This window comes from Microcoleus vaginatus FACHB-2002, from assembly GCF_040004035.1.
GTDB classification, from domain to species: Bacteria; Cyanobacteriota; Cyanobacteriia; order Cyanobacteriales; family Microcoleaceae; genus Microcoleus; species Microcoleus vaginatus_C.
Genome location: NZ_JAMPLN010000015.1, coordinates 15,097 through 34,822, shown reverse-complemented (window position 1 = coordinate 34,822; position 19,726 = coordinate 15,097). Strand labels below are relative to the sequence as shown.

The window sequence follows — 19,726 nt, the reverse complement described above, 5'->3', positions numbered from 1 at the left end:
GATCGCCGAATTTTCAACAAAAACAGAATTCGATAAAATTATTTGACAATGCCCAAAACCGATGCAGATTCAGATCCTGTAATTTTACCCAAAGCAGGCGATTTTTGAGCTTGGGCAATTTTGGGAACCAAAAGTTGATTCGCATAAATCCGAGGATTTTGTTGAGCAATTTGGATGTAAGATTGGCGGACTTCTGCGTTGACTGCGACAGTCTTGGCATCGTAGACTTGCATCGCCATGTTGGGATAAAAACCAATGCCGACAATCGGTATCAAAAAGCAAAATGCGATCGCCACTTCCCGAGGTTTAGCATCAATAAACGGTGCATCACCAGGCAAAACGCAACTATTACCAAAACAAACCGCTTCATCCAGATTGTTTCTCTGATTCTGCAAATTTAGATCCTCAAGGTCGCAAGCCGCTAGTCTCCCACAGTTGTAAAATAACTGCCGCAGCATCGAGAGCAAATAAATCGGCGTCAAAATCAGTCCCACTGCCGCCAGGAACACTGTCACCGCCCGGAAAGAACCGCTGTACATATCGCTAGTTGCGACGCCCACAAACACTGAGAGTTCGCTAGCAAAACCGCTCATTCCGGGGAGTGCCAAAGATGCCATCGCGCCTGCGGTAAACAAGGCAAACACTTTCGGCATGACTTTCCCAATCTCGCCCATCTCGTCCATGATCATTGTATGGGTGCGATCGTAAGTAACGCCAGCCAGGAAAAACAATACTGAGGCGATTAAACCGTGGGAAATCATTTGCAACAGCGCCCCGTTGATTCCCAAATCCGTGAAGGAAGCAATACCCAACAACACGAATCCCATGTGAGAAATCGACGAATTTGCTAGGCGGCGCTTCATGTTCGATTGGCCGAAGGAATTCAGCGCGCCGTAGATAATGTTGACCACGCCGAGCACCGCCATAATCGGTGCAAAGTAAACGTGTGCTTGGGGAAGAAGTTCCAAATTCAGACGAATCAGTCCGTATCCGCCCATTTTCAGCAATACGCCGGCCAGAATCATCGACACGGGAGAAGATGCTTCACCGTGGGCATCAGGTAGCCAAGTGTGGAAGGGGAAAATCGCCAGTTTCACACCGAAGGCAATTAACAATCCGGCATAAAGGAATAATTCTAAACCTAGGGGGTAGTCCTTCAAGCCTAGTTCTACCATGTCGAAGGTGGGGGTGCCTCCGCCGTAGAATGCCATTGCTAAGGCAGCTATCAATATAAAGATGGAAGCGCCCGCGGTGTAAATCAAGAATTTGGTAGCTGCGTAGCGGCGGTTTTGTCCGCCCCAAATCGAGATTAGCAGGTACACCGGAATTAGTTCTAGTTCCCAGACAATGAACAGCAGCATGATGTCTTGGGCGACGAACACTCCTATTTGTGCGGAGTACATCACCAGCATCAGGAAGTAAAAGAGTCGTGGCTTGCGATCGACTTCCCAGGCTGCAAAGATTGATAGTGTCGTCACCAATCCCGCCAAAAGTACCAACGGAACTGACAGTCCGTCCACGGAAACAGACCAGTTGAGGCCTAAAGAAGGTATCCAGGAATATTGCTCTACGATTTGGAAAGTAGAGATGCTTGGATCGTAATGAGTCCAAAACACCCAGCACATTAATACAAAATCTGCAATACCTACGCCTAGGGCATACCAGCGAATGGTTTTGCCGTCTGTATCGGGCAGAAAAGGGATGGCGAGGGAAGCTAGCAGGGGTAGGATGACAATTGCGGTCAGCCAAGGAAATTGATCCGCTACCATATTGAGAATAAATACTTAGTTGGAAGTTACCAAAATTATAATACTAAGTTTAATTAAAACTTAAGATTTATTCATAAATATTTTTTATATCGAGATAAATGCGGAGGATAATATCACGAATTGCTACACACGTCAATGGATTTTTGATTTTTGATTTTCGATTCAGGGCTTACGCACAAAAAAATATAGCGTTTTGTAGGCGCAATCTGCCTGTGGTTGCGCCTATTCTGGTAGAGGGTTGGATAAGTTCTGTGTATTAAGGGCGATCGTAAATTAGCTTTCAATCTGGATCAACTCCCAATTCGCGCAACTTAGCCGCCAATCGTTCAGCCCTTTGACTTTGTTGTTGAGCCCTTTGCCTTTGTTGCTCAGCCCTTTGCCTTTCTTGCTCAGCTTGTTCTGAACTCCACAGCAACAAATTACCTCGCTCATCCCACCAGGGCAGCCAGTTCATGGTTTGCTATGCTTCCGAGAGAAACTCCATCACGATCGCCACATTAGCACCATCAGTATTAGGAGTATAACTACGGCGAATTACCCCCTCTGCTAGAGGATGCACTTGCGGCACATAAAACCAGTCTGGAGCTTTGACAACAATCTTTTTATTGACTGTGGCGACTAGCCCTAAATTAGAGGCAATCAGCATTTCTGGCTGGATACATCCTGCGGTTCCCAGTGCATCGGTGAGACCAGCGGCGAGAGAAGGTTGTTAAATATTTTCGACAGGAGCGTCGGGTAATACGAAGTTAGCTGGTAGGGGTTCCCCGGTGACGGTTTGTTTGGCTTTGATAGACGGGGCTTCGAGTACCATTGTATTAACCCTCAACCAGAAATGTTTGTCTAAATTTATCTATATTAACTCAAGTTGCTAGTTATTGTAAAAACAAAGAAGGTGGAAAACTGATAAAAGTATTCAGAGTGATCTAGATAGAGTCAAAAGCCGATCGCCAAAAGATGCAATTAAAGTGCGATCGACTAATTGCGAGATCCATTTTTCCGGTATACCAGATTCTCCGTAAAAAGCCCCCGCCAATTGTCCGTAAACCGCACCAGTAGTATCCGCATCGTCGCCCAAATTCACAGCCAACAAACAGCCTTCAGCAAAAGAATCACTGTTGTAAAAAGCCCACAGCGCCGCCTCCAAAGACTTGACAACATAACCCGTACCCTTAATTTCAGGAGGTTGTCGCAGTTTAAAAGAACCCGCCGCAATCTCATCAATCTCTGCCACCAACGGATTTTCTGCCCAATATCCAGAAATCGGACAATATCTTTCCGAAAGCAACACATCTTTAGCAACTCCATTCACGGCCCCCGAAATTAAAGCACCAAAATAGCGGCAAGCATCCACACAAGTAGCAGCACCGTGAGTAGTTCTCGAACTTTGTCCAGATTTTTCTATTACTTCCAAAGGATTTTTAGCATAAAACAAAGGCACGGGAGCCAAGCGCATAATCGAACCATTTCCAGCAGTCCCAGCATCCGTAGAACCACAGAAAGGTTTTCCTGTATTTTTAAACTCCCAAAGTGCTTGTTGAACCGTATTGCCAATATCAAAACATTCACCAGTGCTGCTCAAATGTCCGTCTGTACTCCACCGCAAATATGTTTCTAACTGATGGACTGGATCGAAACCTTGTTTCTCAATCAAACTTTCAGCCAAACAAAGCGCCATCGAAGTATCGTCCGTCCACTCGCCCGGTTGCAGTCGAAACGGGCCGCCGCCAACCATATCGTTAATAGGCGCAAACGTTCCGGGGCGACAGAACTCTAAAGTTGTTCCGAGAGCATCGCCAACTGCTAAACCGAGAAGACTGCCGCGATAATGTTCTATTTGCTGCATAACGTAATTGAAAATTAATAATTAGTAAGCGCTAGTGAATTCAAAACCATTTCTCTCTGCATCTTACCTGCCTGTATAACAATCGATGCCAAACTTGTCAAATTCTCTCATTCTCTCTTCTCTTAATTCTCTTTCTCTGTGTTCTCTGCGCCCTCTGCGGTTCATTAAAACAAAATCTTGTTCACAAACGAAATAGAATTGCCCTAGCTGCCGTTAAAAATAAAAAAACAAGACTTTTTCCCCAAATGCTGAGGCAAAAGACGAGTCAGGCTAATATTGATGTTAACCTGTCCCTACCCGAGATCAAACTGTCCCATGACACCCGATGCCTCCGCCGCAGCCGCTGCTGCCGCCCCTCAATCAACACCCGAAGTCAGCTTAGAGTTGCAAGTCCGACTCAAGACAGAAGATGGACAGCTACTGTTGCTACTCCCCCCAGAAACCAACAGCGAACCCGCAACAGCCACGGCCTCGACTTGGACTGAACTTTGGCAGCAGCTAAAAGTCAGGCTGAATGCAGGAGAACGCTTTTGGCAGCCTAACGCAGAAGTACAATTGATGGGGAACGATCGACTTTTAGATATCCGCCAACTGCAAGAGATAGCCTCTGCCCTCTCGGAAGTGGAACTGCAACTCAAACGAGTCCACACCAGTCGCCGCCAAACCGCCGTTGCCGCAGCTACGGCAGGCTATTGTGTAGAACAGCAGCCTCCGGTTTCTTCCCTGAATAAAGCCGCCGCTGAAAAACCGCAATCGCTGGCGGAACCTTTATATTTGCAGATGACAGTGCGATCGGGCGTAGAAATTCGCCATCCGGGCACCGTCGTACTTTTGGGAGACGTAAATCCAGGCGGATCAGTCATAGCCGGAGGCGATATCCTAGTTTGGGGCCGTTTGCGGGGAGTCGTGCACGCCGGTGCCGGTGGCAACACCAAAAGCGTGATTATGACCTTGCAGATGGAGCCGATGGTGATTAGGATTGCTAAGTATGTTGCCAGAGGCCCTGAAACCTCACCCGCTCAGTTTTTCCCGGAAGTCGCCTACGTGACGCCTCAAGGGATTCGGATCGGTAGAGCCTCTGATTTTGACAAATCGCAGTTAGTTGGGGGTAATGAGTAATCAATAATTGGTAATTGGTAATTGGTCATTGTTAATGGGTAATTGTTAATACTATTTCTCTTTAAGCCTGCACTCGATCATTTTTGCCTTGGGTAAATCAGTCACTAAAAGACGATTTTTTAAATCAGTGCAAATTCATAGATAATTAGTAGAACAAGGAGAATATTGAGTGTTGAGTTAATTCACTGAATAACAGATTACTGCAAAATTCCCAAAGAATAATTGCCAATTATCAATTACCAATTCCCAATTACTAATTCCCAATTACTAATTCCCAATCACCAATTCCCAATAAATCTAAAATCGCTTATGGCTCGCATTATTGTTGTTACATCAGGGAAAGGCGGGGTAGGAAAAACGACCTCCACAGCCAATCTCGGCATGGCTTTAGCTAAGCGGGGACGAAACGTTGCCGTAATTGATGCCGATTTCGGTCTCAGAAATTTAGACTTGCTGCTGGGCTTAGAAAATCGGATTGTTTACACGGCATTAGAAGTTCTCGCTGGAGAGTGCAGATTAGAGCAAGCTTTGGTGAAAGACAAGCGGCAGCCGCGCTTGGTGCTGTTGCCGGCTGCCCAAACTCGGATGAAAGATGCCATCAGCGCTGAGCAAATGAAGCAGCTTGTGGGGATGTTGGGAGCAAAATACGACTATATTTTGATCGACTCTCCTGCTGGAATTGAACAAGGTTTTCAAAATGCGATCGCCCCGGCTCAAGAAGGGATAATTGTCACCACTCCCGAAATCGCTGCTGTCCGCGATGCCGATCGAGTCATCGGCCTGCTGGAAGCCAACAACGTCAAGAAAATCAACCTGATCGTCAACCGGATCAGACCCGCAATGGTGCTGGCAAATGATATGATGTCGGTGCAAGACGTGCGGGAAATCCTCGCCATTTCGCTGTTAGGCGTCGTTCCCGACGACGAGCGCGTCATCGTTTCCACCAACCGAGGCGAACCATTAGTATTGTCGGAAACGGCCTCTTTAGCTGGAACTGCCTTCGACAATATTGCCCGCCGCTTAGAAGGCGAAAAAGTTGATTTTCTAGATCTCAATCCCCGTCGGGAAAACTTCTTTACTCGCCTCCGCAAGTTCTTAAATACTAAAATTATGTGATGTGGTTATTGGCGATCGATCTTTAACAGCAGCGACCGCATCACAAAAACTAGCCCAAATTTTCCCCCAGTGACACCAGTTCCCAAAAAGAATGAAACTGTAAACCAGCTCCAAACCAGACGGGAATCAGTAATTCCCCAATCGAAAATCGAAAATCGAAAATCGAAAATGGTATGACCTTTTCTATGCCTAACCCTTGACAAACCAGCCCGACCCATGATACACACACTTCTCGAACGACTTTTCCCGCGCACCCCTGACAACAGCCGCGACGAGGTAAAACGGCGCCTCAAACTGGTTCTAGCCCACGACCGCTCAGAACTCAGCCCAGAAATGGTTGAGTCGATGCGCCGAGAAATTCTAGAGGTGGTGTCTCGCTACGTGGAAATCGATACCACCGGGTCTGAGTTCTCGCTGGAGAGTGACCAGCGGGCCACAGCACTGATTGCAAATCTCCCGATCCGGCGCGTCAGACTGGAACATCCACCGGAGAATTTGCCCCAGAATTTGCCCCCAAATAGATCCGAAAATCGACCAGAATATGTACCGGAGTATGTAGTCGAAACTCTGCCCGACACGAGAGAGTGATAGGGATTGAGATTTTATTGTCAGGCAAAGAGTTTGATCGCCATTTAAATTAAACTATCTCTCTAGAATTAAAATATTGTGGTGGGCACTCTTAGGCCGCCCAAAATATGTGATTTAAAAGAGAAAAAGTTTCTGATACCTAAAAACTCATGAAGTTAATCTTTATAACTAATCGCTCTTTCCAGAAAAGCTTGCGGGGACTATCTTAATAACTAATCGCTCTTTCCAGAGTATCTTGTAACTGAAGTTCTAACGGTCGGTCAGAGCGAATTTTCAAACCAGGTAAATCCTGTTTGACTAACATTTTTTCGCCTGTTTCAGCAGTCGCACTCGGCCAGAGTACCCAGCGGCTTCCTACGGAAAGAGTGCTTAAACTTGCAGAGTTTTGAGTCAGCCAAATTATCGGCAGTTTCGACCGACCCTCAACCGCATCTTCCCCAGCATTAACCGCCGCTAAAGTTTCCAAAACTACCCGGTTCCCCGATACGAGTCCAGTCCCGGCAGTCCAAAGTTTGACGTTTAACAGGCGCTTGCTAGCATAGAAGTAAAGAGACGCAGCTACTGTCACGGCTCGTTCAAATTCTTCTGGCTGCCACGTCGCAGCGCTGTCGAGAGCAATAATAATTTCTTGACCGCCGGCTGCAACTTCTAACTCTCTCACCCGCAGTTCTCCGTAGCGGGCGCTGGTGCGCCAGTGAATCAGGCGGGTGGGATCTCCGTGGCGGTAAGGTCTCAGGTTGCGGGTGAGGCCTTCGGTAGCAGCTTGCGATCGACTGCGATTGTAAAATTGCGGACTGTCTTCTTGACCGATGCGATCGATCAAAGGACAAGTGCTCAACGGCAAAACTTGTGGATACACAACCGCCACCGCTTTGACTGGGCGGCTGCGTCGGCACCAAAACAACCCTAAAGGTGCCGCCGTCCTCAAGTTTACCTCTTGCCACCGATAGACCCCGCGCTGCCGCACTTCTAAATAGTATGTATCCCTGTATATACTGTTAGGCTCTATGACTTCGATCGGGCGGACGACGGGTTCTCCCAATACAAATGGCAAGATGTCTACCACTTGCAACAGAGTCTTAGGTTCGCGGGCGCGATTTTCGATTTCTAGTTCAACGGTGATTTGATCGCCCGCACTGACCGGTTCGATCGGGCGGCGACGGACTTCCAAGGAACGGAGCGATTTTCCAGGCAAAACCGCCGCTACCCCCAACAGCGCCAAACCCCCACCGCTGAGCACGTACAGCCACCCAGACATTGTATTAGTCGCCGACCCAAAAAAGAAAACCGTCATCCCCAAGAGCAGCCAACCCGCGTAGGCAGGGGTAACAGCACGATTTTCGAGCCAGTCAGCGATTTTGTGACCGATGTTCATAGGAGTTTAAATTGTTAATTACTCGATCGCCCCATCAAGCCTAATTGTAAAATATTCTCAGCATTTAACACCGAATTAGCTGCGAGCGATAAGATTAGAAATCGGGCATTTTTTCGCAATAAATCTACATTGACCCCGCCCAAAAACGGACACAAGCCCCCGACACTCAGTCAGGGTCGATCCCCAAATTTTAGACTCTAGTTCCTGCTCCTAGATTAATCTGTGGAGTAAATCTAAAATCTAAAATCTAAAATCTAAAATCTAAAATAGACTGACTGGAGACAAAAAAATGAACCCATTAAACAATCCTACACCCGTTCAACCAGAGGCTCAAGCCCGCCGACGAACACCGCCGCCGCCGCCGCCCTTGGCAGCAACTCCCGCGCCACCTCCTGCACCTGCGCCGAGTGCGCCCCCCCCTGCCCAGCAGCAGCGGCCTGTCGAGACACCCGTCAGTACGATCGAACAAATGGTCAGAGATGCCCATAGCGTCTCGGCTTCCGACATTCACATTCGAGTCGGCCAAGTACCTCGATTTCGGATTCGTGGCGCGATGCAAGTAGCAACCGCCCACCCCAAAGTAACGCCAGAAATTTTTGAACAGTACCTAGCCGAAATTCTCACCCCCGAACAGCGAAAACAGTTTGCAACTACCAAGGAATTAGATTCAGCAATTTTTTACCCTGGCTTCGTGCGGTGTCGGCTAAACTGTTTTGATTCCCTCAGCGGCGGTGCGATGGTATTGCGGTTGATTAGTTTGGAAATACCTACTATCGATTCCTTGAGGTTGCCAGAAGTTTTCAAAAGTATCATTTTGCGATCGCAGGGATTAATATTGGTTACAGGGCCTACCGGTTCGGGGAAATCGACAACCGTAGCTGCGATGATCGACCACCTCAACCAGATGGAGCAAAAGCACGTAGTTACAATTGAAGACCCGATCGAATTCATTCACCCCTCTAAAAAATGCTTAGTCAGCCAGCGGGAAGTCGGCTTGCATACCCACGAGTTTCAGCAGGCTTTGCGGGCTGTTTTGCGGGAAGATCCCGATGTAATTCTGATTGGGGAAATGCGCGATCGCGTTACCATCAATACAGCGTTGCAAGCAGCTCAAACTGGTCACTTAGTATTGGGAACTCTCCACACTCGCAGCGCCATTAACGCTATTAATCGGTTGTTGAACCTCTACCCGCCCGAGGAACAACAGGCGATGCGGATTCAAATTTGCGATTCTTTAGTAGCGGTAATTGCCCAACTTTTGCTGCCAACAGTTGACAACCGTCGGGTAGCAGTTCACGATATTTTGGTGAATACACCTGCCATGCACGATTACTTGATGAAAGGTGCTGATGATGAAGCTGTCCGATTAATGGAACATGATACTTACGAAGGAATGCAGATTATCAACCAGGGTCTTTACAAACTGGTGCTTGAAGGCAGAGTGACGATCGAAGAAGCAGCAAAAATTTCTCCCGAAGCCAGCGATTTAGACCGCCGTTTGCGGACAGGAGGCTACGATGTTGCCGACGCTCGTGGCTTTGAAGGCAGCAAAAAAGAACGCACCGTTCGCGCCTAGTAGCAGCACACATACAGGGGTAGGCACTGCAGGACTACCCCACCCATCAAGTAACAAGATTTTTAGCAGGCGGAAATATTTGATTAAGGCTTTTGTGCGTATTTTTACTTAAAATTAAACTATATTTAGTAACCAAAAATACATTTTAATTAAAAAGTAAAATGCTATAATCAATAATGTCGAGTGTATTGTTAAGTTTTTTAAACGTAGAGCCTACTTTACATAAACTTTAAAATTGCGTGAAAACTCGTAGGTTATTGCAAAGAAATAGTAAAGATATGTTCGGAGTATTGCCAACACTCAGCCATTTAAGTATATAGTTGTAGTGACAAATTTTGGACAGAGAACATTCCGACTTTGCCGATATTTGCCGATCGCAGAAGTAAGCAGGTTACAAAAGCGCTTAATAAAACTACAAGCAGAGCCGATGCCGTGTTTTTCCAATTAAGTAGCTTTCCGTCGAAAAAATCCTAAAACCAAGCAGACTTTTAAAGATTCTGTCCCTCGAAAATTTGTTTAACAACGCGCTTATCAGCAACGGTATTTCTAGAATTTAAAGGAGCAAAAAAAGTGAAGAGTGCATATAACCAAAGAGAACTGTTTGAAGGTGCCAGCAAAGCGGAAATAATTGAGCGCATCCAGCAGCTAGTTCCGCCCGGTTCCCCGGAACCCCAAGATCCTGAAATCCTCGCGGCTCTCCAAACTCTCACCGCACAGCTAATCGCAGCCTATCAAGCCGACGGACAATTAGAAAGCGAACCTTTTAGCGACGTGCGCGGTCGCACTATTCACCTATACGCATCCGCAGTCAGCAGCCAAATCAAAGGAAAAACCATCTTCATCACCGGAGGAGAAGGATGTGTCGGTCGTTTCTTGATCGCAAAACTCCTCGAATTAGGCGCAACTAAAATCATTTCCGCAGACAACGCCCGATGTCACAACCCCGAAGAAAATCTCCCGCTTTTTACCAAAGAAGGTGCTGTAACTTTCTATGCCGTTGACATTCGCAACCTCGACGCGCTCAGACACATATTTGAGGTAGAAAAACCAGAAATTGTTTTTCACCTAGCAGCCCAGCGCCAACCCGGACTAGCTGAAATCAAAATCCGAGAAACAGTTACAACCAGCCTGTTAGGATGTAAACACGTCATCCAACTCTGCGAAGAATACGGCGTAGAACACTGCATCTTTTCTTCCACAGGCAAAACATCTCGATATTTTACAACCGAAGTTTACGCAGCCTCGAAGAAGTTTGCCGAATGGCAATTTGCCAAAGCAGCTCAAGAAGGAGATGTGACTTACGGGATGGTTCGCTTTACTCATATGTTGGAAAATAGCTTGTTCTGCGAGCAAATGTCCAAAAAAGTAGAGCAAGGTAAAACTGTCAACGTTCACGCTCCCCACCGCTACGTAACTGCTCAAAATCTTATTGAAGCCGTACATTTATTGCTGAATTCTCTGATTGTGTCCGTTCCCGGAAAACTGAAATTTGTTGCCGTGAGTAATCTCGGTTGGCCAACAGAAACCTTGGAAGTAGCTCTTTATAAAATTCTTGAATCAGGCAAAAATCTGCCGATTTATTTTCAAGGACTTTTGCCGGGATACGAAGAACCGTTTTTTCTTGGACAGTTTGACTGGAAAAAACCTACAGACATTCATCTCCTAATTAATGTGTTGGAAGATCCTTTTAGAAGTATTAACGATACTGGCGACATGGTGAGTGTAGAATTAGCTCCTTTTTCTTTGCCTGTGTTAGATAAACAAGTGTCGAAGCTGGAAAGCTTAATCATCGATCCAGATTTCCCCGAAGTGCAAATCAAGCACGCTCTTGTCGCAGCGGAAAAAGAAGTGATTGCTTCCTCTTTTGCGTGGAGTGCCCCTGAAGAGTTGTTGAAGATTTTGCAATGGGGAATCAATCCCAAGAAATTGCAAGGTTACGGAACGGAAATCACTGACTATAGCGAGATTATCCAACTCCTCCTGCAAGGAATCTGCGGGCGGCTTAACCAAGAAGTCTTGCACAGCGCTGGAGTTACGGCAGATGAGTTTGATGACTTAGTTGAGAGTCTTTCTACCCTGGAGTTGATTCAAGCAGAAGTGGGATATTTGCGATCGCTGTCGAGATATCTAAGAGAATTTGCACCCCCCGCACAGTTCACCAGCAAAAAATCTGAACCTGTTGCTATCCCCGATGCAGCGTAGCTTGAACATAAGTTTTGAGTTTGGAGATTGCTGGGTGACTGCCCACCCACAGGAGATGAGTTATATCAATTCCGGTTGCACGAGCGAAATGATTGTTGACTGTTGACGGTTGACTGTTCACTCGATTTTATTATTCCGATGGAACCGGATTAGATGTTAAACATCGGCTAAGTGTTTAGTTGATTAAAAACAGAACACCCCGAAACCTGGTTTCTTTTAGAAACCAGGTTTCTCCAATGTGGGCTTGTTTTAAATTTAATTAAATTGATAGACTTAACATTGTCAGAAGCGACATGATATAATATTATGTCGGCTCGAACAACCACCATCAAATTAATTTGTAGTGAGGACGATCGTCCTAGTAGTTTTAGGAGGAGTTAAGTCCTCACAAAAAAGGTGAAACTGGTGATTTTTTGCGGGCATGATATAATAATAATTGAGATAGAGTGGCGCTGTGAGTTAACAAAGGTGCAATTAGATTAAATAAACTCAATGAACGCAAACAATAAAATTAAATTAAGGTACTAGAATTGTGGAAATTAATCAGCTACTGTTCTTATTGATTGATGTTGTGCTATTGGCGATCGCCCTGATCCTTCTAATTCCCGTTGCAGTTCTATTTCTAGAATGCAGTGCAGCTTTCTTCTCCGGCTTCGACCCCACAGCGGAAACCAAAGCGCCCCGCCCCAAAGTAGCAGTTTTAATTCCCGCTTACAACGAAGCAGCAGGAATTGCCGCCACCATCTCCACCATATTGCCACAGCTAACACCTCAAGACCGCCTGTTAGTGATTGCTGACAACTGCACGGACGCCACGGCAGAAATCGCCCGGAACTGCGGTGCAAGTGCGATCGAGCGCCAAGACACACAACGCAAGGGCAAAGGATACGCACTGGATTTTGGCTTGCAGTCGATCGAATCCGACCCCCCCGAAGTAGTCATCATGGTTGACGCAGACTGCATCTGTCAGCCAGACTCTATAGAAAAATTAGCCAGGGTTGCAGTTGCTGAACAAAGACCAGTGCAAGCAACTTATCTCATGGAACAGCCACCAAATCCTACTCCGAAAGATTCCATTTCTGCTTTAGCCTTTCTTGTGAAAAACTTAGTCCGTCCCAGTGGATTAAAAAAGTTAGGATTCCCATCATTACTAACAGGTACTGGCATGGCTTTTCCCTGGTCGATAATTCGAGCGGTTTCCCTAGCTAGCAGCAATATTGTTGAAGATATGCAGATGAGTTTGGATTTGGCGATCGCCGGACACCCAACAGTATTCTGCCCCGAAGCCAACGTCACCGGGTGTTTGCCACAGCAGCAGCAAGCAGCTAAAAGTCAAAGAACCAGATGGGAACACGGTCACATACAGACATTGTTAACTCAAACTCCCCGCCTGACAGCAGCTTCAGTGGAGCAAAAACGTTTTGACTTATTGGCGATCGCCCTCGACTTATCCGTACCTCCCCTATCGCTTTTAGTCGCTATCTGGCTAGCTGCTTTTGCCGCCTCCTTACTAGCAGCAATTTTGGGAACATCCCCAATTCCAGCCGTCTTGTTAGCAGTACAAGGATTGCTGATTTTACTTTCAATTGTCGGCGCTTGGGCAAAATTCGGCCGTGCCAATATTTCTGGCTCAACTCTTTTATCTGTACCTTTTTACATCCTTTGGAAAATCCCTTTGTATCTAGGTTTTCTCCTGAAACGGCAAACCAAATGGGTGCGAACAGAACGCGATGTTTAATATTTAGATTGAGAAGTTTTAACCGCAGATATCAGCCGAGAAATACAGATGAACGCAGATAGAATTGGAGCTACGTTCATCGGCGTTCATCTGCGGTTAAAAAAATCTTATAAAAAAAACTTCACTGCTTCACGGGAATTTCAATCACAAACTCAGCCCCCTCACCGGGCGCGGAAAAGCACATTAACTTCCCGCCGTGTTTCTCTACTACAATCTGATAACTGATACTCAACCCTAAACCGGTACCTTGGCCCACCGCTTTTGTAGTAAAGAAAGGGTCAAATATTCGCGATCGTACTTCCTCCGTCATCCCCCGACCATTATCAGCAATATAAATTCTCACCAAGTTTTTGTCGCATACCTCAGTCCGAATCTTAATCTTTCGCTCAAAGATTGGAGATAAAGGATTTTCTAGTTTTGCAGTTGTCTCCGGTCGCCCAACTGCTAACTCCACTGCATCAATTGCATTGCTCAAAATATTCATAAACACCTGATTTAACCCAGAAGCATAACAATTTACCTTCGGCAGTTGACCGTACTCTTTAACTACCTCAACGCCATGTCCGAGTGCATCCTTTTTCAACCTGTGCTGCAAAATTAGCAGAGTCGAATCAATCCCGGAGTGAATATCCACTGGTTTCATCTCGGCTTCATCGAGGCGTGAGAAATTCCGCAGCGACAGCACAATATTGCGAACGCGATCGACCCCAACCTGCATTGATTTGAGAATTTTGGGTAAATCTTCTTGAATAAAAGCGAGGTCAATATCTTCTGTTTTAGCAACAATGTCAGGATTAGCATTCGGGTAAGACTCCTGATAAAGCTCAATCAATCCCAGCAAATCCGAGCTATAATCGTTAGCATGGAGAACATTGCCATAAATGAAATTAATCGGATTATTGATTTCGTGAGCAACCCCCGCCACTAACTGCCCCAAAGAAGACATTTTTTCCGTTTGAATTAGTTGAGTCTGCGTCGAGCGTAATTCGGACAAAGTAACTTCTAATTGTGTCGCTTTTTCTCTCAATTGCCCCTCAGACAGTCGCAAAGCATCCTCCGCTAACTTGCGATCCGTAATGTCCTGTATGGTCCCAAATAACTTAATCACCTTACCGCCATCCAAAATAGCTTGCGCCTTAACATAAATATATCTGACAGCTCCATTAGCGCGCAAAATTCTCATCTCATACTCGCAAGGATTTCCTAACCGACTAATCTGCTCTACTGCCTCTAACCACAACTTTAGGTCATCTGGATGAATTTGCTTCTTGTGTTCCAAAAGAGTGGGTTCTGGTAGTTTAGGGTCAAGGCCAAAAATTCGGAATACTTCCTCAGACCAAGTTAATTTATCCCCCTCCAAATCAAATTCCCAGTTGCCGAGGTGCGCCAGTTTTTGAGCTTCTTGCAGCTTAGCTTCTTTAGTCTTTAATTCCTGCGTGCGCTCTTCTACTCTCACCTCCAAGGTCCGCGAATAATCCTCCAACTGTTCCTTAGCCTCCGACAAATTAGCAACAAGTACCGCATTTTCTAGAGAAATAGCAGCTTGGGAAGAAAGAATTTTCAAAACCTCCAACCTAGTTGGAGAAAACGCTTCAGTAGCTAAATTATTTTCCAGATAAAGGAGACCTACGAGTTTGCTTTGATTCAGAATAGGAGTACAAAGCGCAGATTTCACTTGCTGCCTTTTAATATAGGGGTCGTCTGTAAATAGACCTTCTCTAGCAGCCTGACTTAAAACTACATCTAAGTGCGTTTTTTCAACATAATTAATCACCGTTATTGGCAAAACCTCTGCAGGAGATACTCTAGGGCATTGTTCAACTGCAACATCCGAATACTCCACGGATGCCGCTGCTTTAATCCGCAATTTTCCTTCCTGGGGCATCAGAAGAAAACCTTTTTGGGCACCAGCATTCTCGATCGCCATTTTCATTAACTTTTCTAACAACTTGTCCAACACAATTTCACTAGCTAGCGCTTGAGATGCTTTAACAACCGTTGTCAAATCTAATAAACTGCTGTGACTGCTGCTCGTGCTACAATTAGTATTAGTAATAGTTCGCTCGGCGCTGGCTTTTCCCATCGATGTAGGGGCTAAAGAGATCGGATACTGTGACTCCAAATGTTTTACCTTGGCGGTTGCTCCCCAGTGAATATAGCCGTAGTAAGCATCTATCAGATAAGTCTGAGCCACTTTATTTCGACCGTTAGCTAGATAAAATTCTGCAGCTAGTTCATTGGCTAGAGCTTCTTCGTGGATGTATTCATTCTTCGATGCTCCTTTCACCGCTCGGTCATAATACAGAGCAGCTTTTTCATATTCTCTCAATACTCGCGCTTTCTCCGCCTCTACTAAGTCATATTTATGCTGATAATTTCCCGGAGAACTCACAGCCCAATGCTTCATTTTTTTTTGCAGTGAAGTCACTTGTTTTAAATGTTTTTTCTGTTCATTTTTGGTAAGGGTGGGATACAACGCTAGCAGCGCTAGGGAATAGTAAAAATTGTGGAGCGGAATATACATCATGCTCATTGCAGCCTCAGAGTAACTTGAGGCTGTCCTGGCATTTTCTACGGCTTCTACATAATTTTTAAATACATAATTTAGCCATAATTTCGACAAATATATTACAAATATTACCAGGTTATTTTTACTCTCTCTTAAGGTTGGGAGCATCATCTCTTCATTAAATCTTTCGCCAACTAACAGGCAAGGATTAGCTGTTTTACCTTGTAAATTTAAAACAACTTGCGCCCCCACTCTGCTATGGTTCATCATGAATTTATTCTGATAATTCACCAACATTTGAATATATTGACTCTGCTTCGTCTCCACGGAGTTCAAAGGTTCGCCACTCAAAAATATATAATTGCTGTAAAAACTGGCACAGTAACAAGCATTGTTGATATCTCCGGTTTCTAGTCCGCTCTCAATACCCTCAATTAAACCTGTACAACTTGCTCTGCAACCCTCAGACCAGTGACGAATCATAGCATTAAAAGGTAGTGAAATTTGAGAGTGGCGCAACTTGGTGTGGAATCGCTCTAAAAGTGCCTGAGCCATTTGACCGTATCGGTATCCAGAATCCATATCACCTAACACTCCACAGTGGATCACACCATAGTTTGCATACCCAAAACTAGACAGTGGCGCATTCCCGTATTTAAGAGAAAGAGTAACCATTTTAAATATGATCAGCGGGAATATTTCGGGTGCTGCTACAAAAGCGGCCGGACTCATATTCGTTAAAATCCGTAGAGCCACAATTTTATTAGCGTCAGTCATTGGTGGCAGTTTTAATAAATCCTCAATCTGATGATTTCTTAAAGCTAGTTTTGTCCGTATCAACTCTAGAAAAATATTTAACTTAGTTGGTTTCTTAGGGATATAGACTCCCAGCATTTTTAAAGCTTCGATAGCTATATCTATGGAAGTTTGGGATTGATTTTGATTGAAGTAGAAAAAAACTTTTAGCTCGTAAACTTTTATTTTATTGAGCAAATTTTGGGCGCGTGCTATAATAATCTCTGAGAGCTGAAAAGCCCCATCAAAATCGGTATTTATATAGGAGGACTCCAGCGCTTCGGCATGGAGTTCCATGATTAAATCATAGTGACTATGCCAAGCTCGGTCGGGTAGAAGTTCTCGACCTACATTAAAATATTTGAACGCTGCTTCATAGGCGGCAGAACTCTTAGCTTTTTTGCCCGCTATAAGATTAAAGTTAGCTAGTTCATCTCGCTTTTCTTGATTGGTAATGAATTCCACCCCGATATTGAGTTGGTTGACAATATCAAATATATTTTCTGCTATATCCGATGCTGGAGTTGAATGCAGTAGCAGGGTGCCGACTTTTAAGTGGGTTTGTTTTTTATCACAGTCAGGGATCAGAGAATAGGCGGCTTGTTGTACGCGATCGTGCAAAAACCTGTAAGATATTGCGTATTGAGCGCGACTCGCAACTCCATCCCCATGCCCTGGCCACCCGGAGTCGATGTCCTCAACCAGGGGGATTTTGTAAGCATCGCTCATTGGCAAAATTAAACCAGCTTGAAGCGCATCCCATAAATCTGCCGCCGTTTCCGAGCCGGATTTTTCCGTAACACTTGCCAAATTGTCTAAATTAAAATGGTTGCCCATACAAGCAGCTAATTTTAATACTTGCTGCGTCGGCTCCGGCAATTGTTGAAGATTCCGAGCAACTAATTCAACGACATTGTAATCTGCAATGCCAGCCGCTTCAATTTCCGTTATATCCCACTGCCATGCACCAACAGTGAAATCAAAAACTAACAGTTGTTCTGAGTGAATAGTTGAGAGCAGTTGAGTTATAAAAAATGGATTTCCGCCCGTTTTATTAAAAATTAACTCTGTCAAACACTTTAAGTTTTCGGTTGGATTACCCAAAGTATCCCCAACTAGCTCACTGACGCTGCTCAACTCTAAACATGGGAGGATAATGTGATGCACAGCAGCAGCAGTCTCTTGAATTTTTTCTACAGTTTGAACTAAAGGATGAGTCGAATTTACTTCGTTATCTCGATAGGCCCCTATTAGTAAAAAATATCGGCTCTCCAAGTCTGTTACCAGTTCCTGAATCAATTTTAAGGAAGCTAAATCTGCCCATTGCAAATCATCCAGAAATAGAACTAAGGGGTGTTCTGCTTGGGCAAACACCTTCAAGAATTCTTTGAACAATCGATTAAAGCTATTTTGAGATTCTGTCGGCCCCAATTGTGGAACAGCCGGCTGCGAACCAATGATTAGTTCGAGAGAAGGAACAACATCAATAATAATTGCACCGTTATTACCCAGCCTTGACAAAAGCTTTTCTTTCCAAAGTCCCAAATCTTCTGAGCTTTTTGTGAATAACTGCTGCATCAATGACTCAAACGCTTGAGTTATTGCAGCATAAGGAATATCCCGCTTAAACTGGTCAAATTTGCCAGCAATAAAATAACCCCGCTGCCGTACAATTGGTTTTTTAATTTCACTGACAACTGAGGTTTTACCGATACCTGAGTAACCGCTTACCAACACCATCTCCGTTTGTCCCCAACTGACTCGCTCGAAAGATGCCATCAAATCAGCGACTTCTTGTGTGCGACCGTAGAGTTTTTGGGGAATCAAAAATTGACCTGATTTGTCAAGTGTCCCTGGAATAAAATTTACTATTTTGTCAGTAGTTTGTAGCTGGGTTAGACAATTTTCCAGGTCGGATTTTACTCCAAAGGCACTTTGATATCGGTCTTCGGCATTTTTAGCTAATAGTTTCATCACAATAGATGAAACTACCAGGGGGACTTCCTTTTTTAACTGATGGGGAGGAACTGGCGTCACAGCAATGTGGCTGTGAATTAATTCTAAGGGGTCGGTTGAATTAAAGGGTAACTCTCCTGTAAGCATTTCATAAAACGTGATGCCTAGAGAATAAAAGTCAGTTCGGTAGTCGAGGTCGCGGTTCATTCGACCAGTTTGCTCTGGCGATATATAGGCTAGAGTACCTTCTAGCGCGGTGGTATTGCTATTTTGGTGAATCTCTCTAGATAGGCGCGTTGCCATACTAAAATCAGTGATTTTTACTTTTTCCAAATCTGGTGTGATGATAATATTTGAGGGTTTTATATCTTTATGAATAATCTGGTTTTGATGCACTTCTCCGAGAGTCTGAACCAGTTGAATAGCCAGTGGCAAAAACTTCGGAAGTTTAATGCTTTTACCCGCTTGATGGTGCTTGAGAGATTGACCGCCACAATCTTCTAAGATCAGAGCGAAACTGTTGTTATATTTTTCTAAGCTATGGGGTTTGACAATCCCTTCAACTGGGAGATTCGAGCTAATTTTGTATTCATGTCTCAAACGAGTAATTTCTTCTCTTGTGGGGTACTCGGTATTGAGTGTTTTAATAATGACTGACGCTCTATCCGATTCCCGGACTCCGCGATAAATAATCGACTTGACACCAAGTTGAACAATTTCTGTGATTCTGTAACCGGGAATTGCATTCATGGGTTTTATTCTATCTATGACTAAATTTTGGGTAAACATTTTGCTTGATTTCGAGCGACTATCGGGCGTACGGTACTTAAGTGTTTTTATATATGGGGTATTTTTTAATACTGAATCTATTTTAAAATACCAGTAATTAGTCAGGGATTTTTTAGATAGGGAGATGCCTAAACTTTGAAATGGCATGGAGGGGCGGACAGCAGAACATCTGGTTGGAACTTTGACTTAATCATGTACGGTCGGACACATCACTGAGTTGATTACAATATTGTAACAAATTCTGTGATGTCGATCGCACACATGACAGACAAATCCTTATAACTTCAAAATTTAGCTAAATATTTGAGCCTTGTCACCAAGAAAAAATGGGACACCCGGGGCTGGAAAACG

Annotated in this window: 10 protein-coding genes and 1 pseudogene; 6 read left to right on the top strand and 5 right to left on the bottom strand. The window is 44.8% G+C overall.

Annotated features, from left to right (window positions below; genetic code table 11):
• Window positions 1-38 precede the first annotated feature (38 nt).
• The 3 genes and pseudogenes from NDI35_RS14715 to NDI35_RS14705 all read right to left on the bottom strand — a co-directional run bounded on the left by NDI35_RS14715 (window position 39) and on the right by NDI35_RS14705 (window position 3,612).
• Window positions 39-1,769 carry an NAD(P)H-quinone oxidoreductase subunit 4 gene (locus tag NDI35_RS14715; protein ID WP_445313386.1) on the bottom strand — a complete coding sequence of 577 codons (1,731 nt, stop codon included), beginning with the start codon at window positions 1,767-1,769 and terminating at the stop codon, window positions 39-41.
• 280 nt (window positions 1,770-2,049) lie between these two features.
• Window positions 2,050-2,580 (bottom strand): annotated as a pseudogene (locus NDI35_RS14710) (hypothetical protein).
• Window positions 2,581-2,682: 102 nt separating this feature from the next.
• On the bottom strand, window positions 2,683-3,612 hold the full coding sequence (locus NDI35_RS14705; protein ID WP_445313385.1) for an ADP-ribosylglycohydrolase family protein: 930 nt from the start codon (window positions 3,610-3,612) through the stop codon (window positions 2,683-2,685).
• Between the two features lie 315 nt (window positions 3,613-3,927).
• Between NDI35_RS14705 and minC the strand changes: the two genes are divergently transcribed.
• The 3 genes from minC to minE all read left to right on the top strand — a co-directional run bounded on the left by minC (window position 3,928) and on the right by minE (window position 6,435).
• A complete protein-coding gene (gene minC, locus NDI35_RS14700) occupies window positions 3,928-4,731 on the top strand; it encodes a septum site-determining protein MinC (RefSeq protein WP_172190818.1) in 804 nt (267 codons plus the stop codon).
• A 309-nt stretch (window positions 4,732-5,040) separates the two neighbouring features.
• Window positions 5,041-5,847, top strand: a complete 807-nt coding sequence (gene minD, locus NDI35_RS14695) for a septum site-determining protein MinD (protein ID WP_190737982.1) — start codon at window positions 5,041-5,043, stop codon at window positions 5,845-5,847.
• Window positions 5,848-6,063: 216 nt separating this feature from the next.
• On the top strand, window positions 6,064-6,435 hold the full coding sequence (minE, locus tag NDI35_RS14690) for a cell division topological specificity factor MinE (protein WP_333069141.1): 372 nt from the start codon (window positions 6,064-6,066) through the stop codon (window positions 6,433-6,435).
• A 205-nt stretch (window positions 6,436-6,640) separates the two neighbouring features.
• Here minE and NDI35_RS14685 read toward each other — a convergent pair whose 3' ends face one another.
• Window positions 6,641-7,810 (bottom strand): DUF58 domain-containing protein, encoded by a 1,170-nt coding sequence (locus NDI35_RS14685; protein ID WP_445313384.1) that lies wholly within the window; start codon window positions 7,808-7,810, stop codon window positions 6,641-6,643.
• Between the two features lie 289 nt (window positions 7,811-8,099).
• Between NDI35_RS14685 and NDI35_RS14680 the strand changes: the two genes are divergently transcribed.
• The 3 genes from NDI35_RS14680 to NDI35_RS14670 all read left to right on the top strand — a co-directional run bounded on the left by NDI35_RS14680 (window position 8,100) and on the right by NDI35_RS14670 (window position 13,326).
• Entirely contained in the window at window positions 8,100-9,386 is a 1,287-nt protein-coding gene (locus NDI35_RS14680; protein WP_445313383.1) for a type IV pilus twitching motility protein PilT, read from the top strand.
• 570 nt (window positions 9,387-9,956) lie between these two features.
• Window positions 9,957-11,588, top strand: coding sequence for a polysaccharide biosynthesis protein (locus NDI35_RS14675; protein WP_445313382.1), 1,632 nt, complete (start codon window positions 9,957-9,959; stop codon window positions 11,586-11,588).
• 532 nt (window positions 11,589-12,120) lie between these two features.
• Window positions 12,121-13,326 (top strand): glycosyltransferase family 2 protein, encoded by a 1,206-nt coding sequence (locus NDI35_RS14670; RefSeq protein WP_445313381.1) that lies wholly within the window; start codon window positions 12,121-12,123, stop codon window positions 13,324-13,326.
• A 121-nt stretch (window positions 13,327-13,447) separates the two neighbouring features.
• Here the strand turns inward: NDI35_RS14670 and NDI35_RS14665 are convergent, their stop codons facing one another.
• Window positions 13,448-19,336 carry an ATP-binding sensor histidine kinase gene (locus NDI35_RS14665; protein WP_445313380.1) on the bottom strand — a complete coding sequence of 1,963 codons (5,889 nt, stop codon included), beginning with the start codon at window positions 19,334-19,336 and terminating at the stop codon, window positions 13,448-13,450.
• Between the last annotated feature and the right edge of the window lie 390 nt (window positions 19,337-19,726).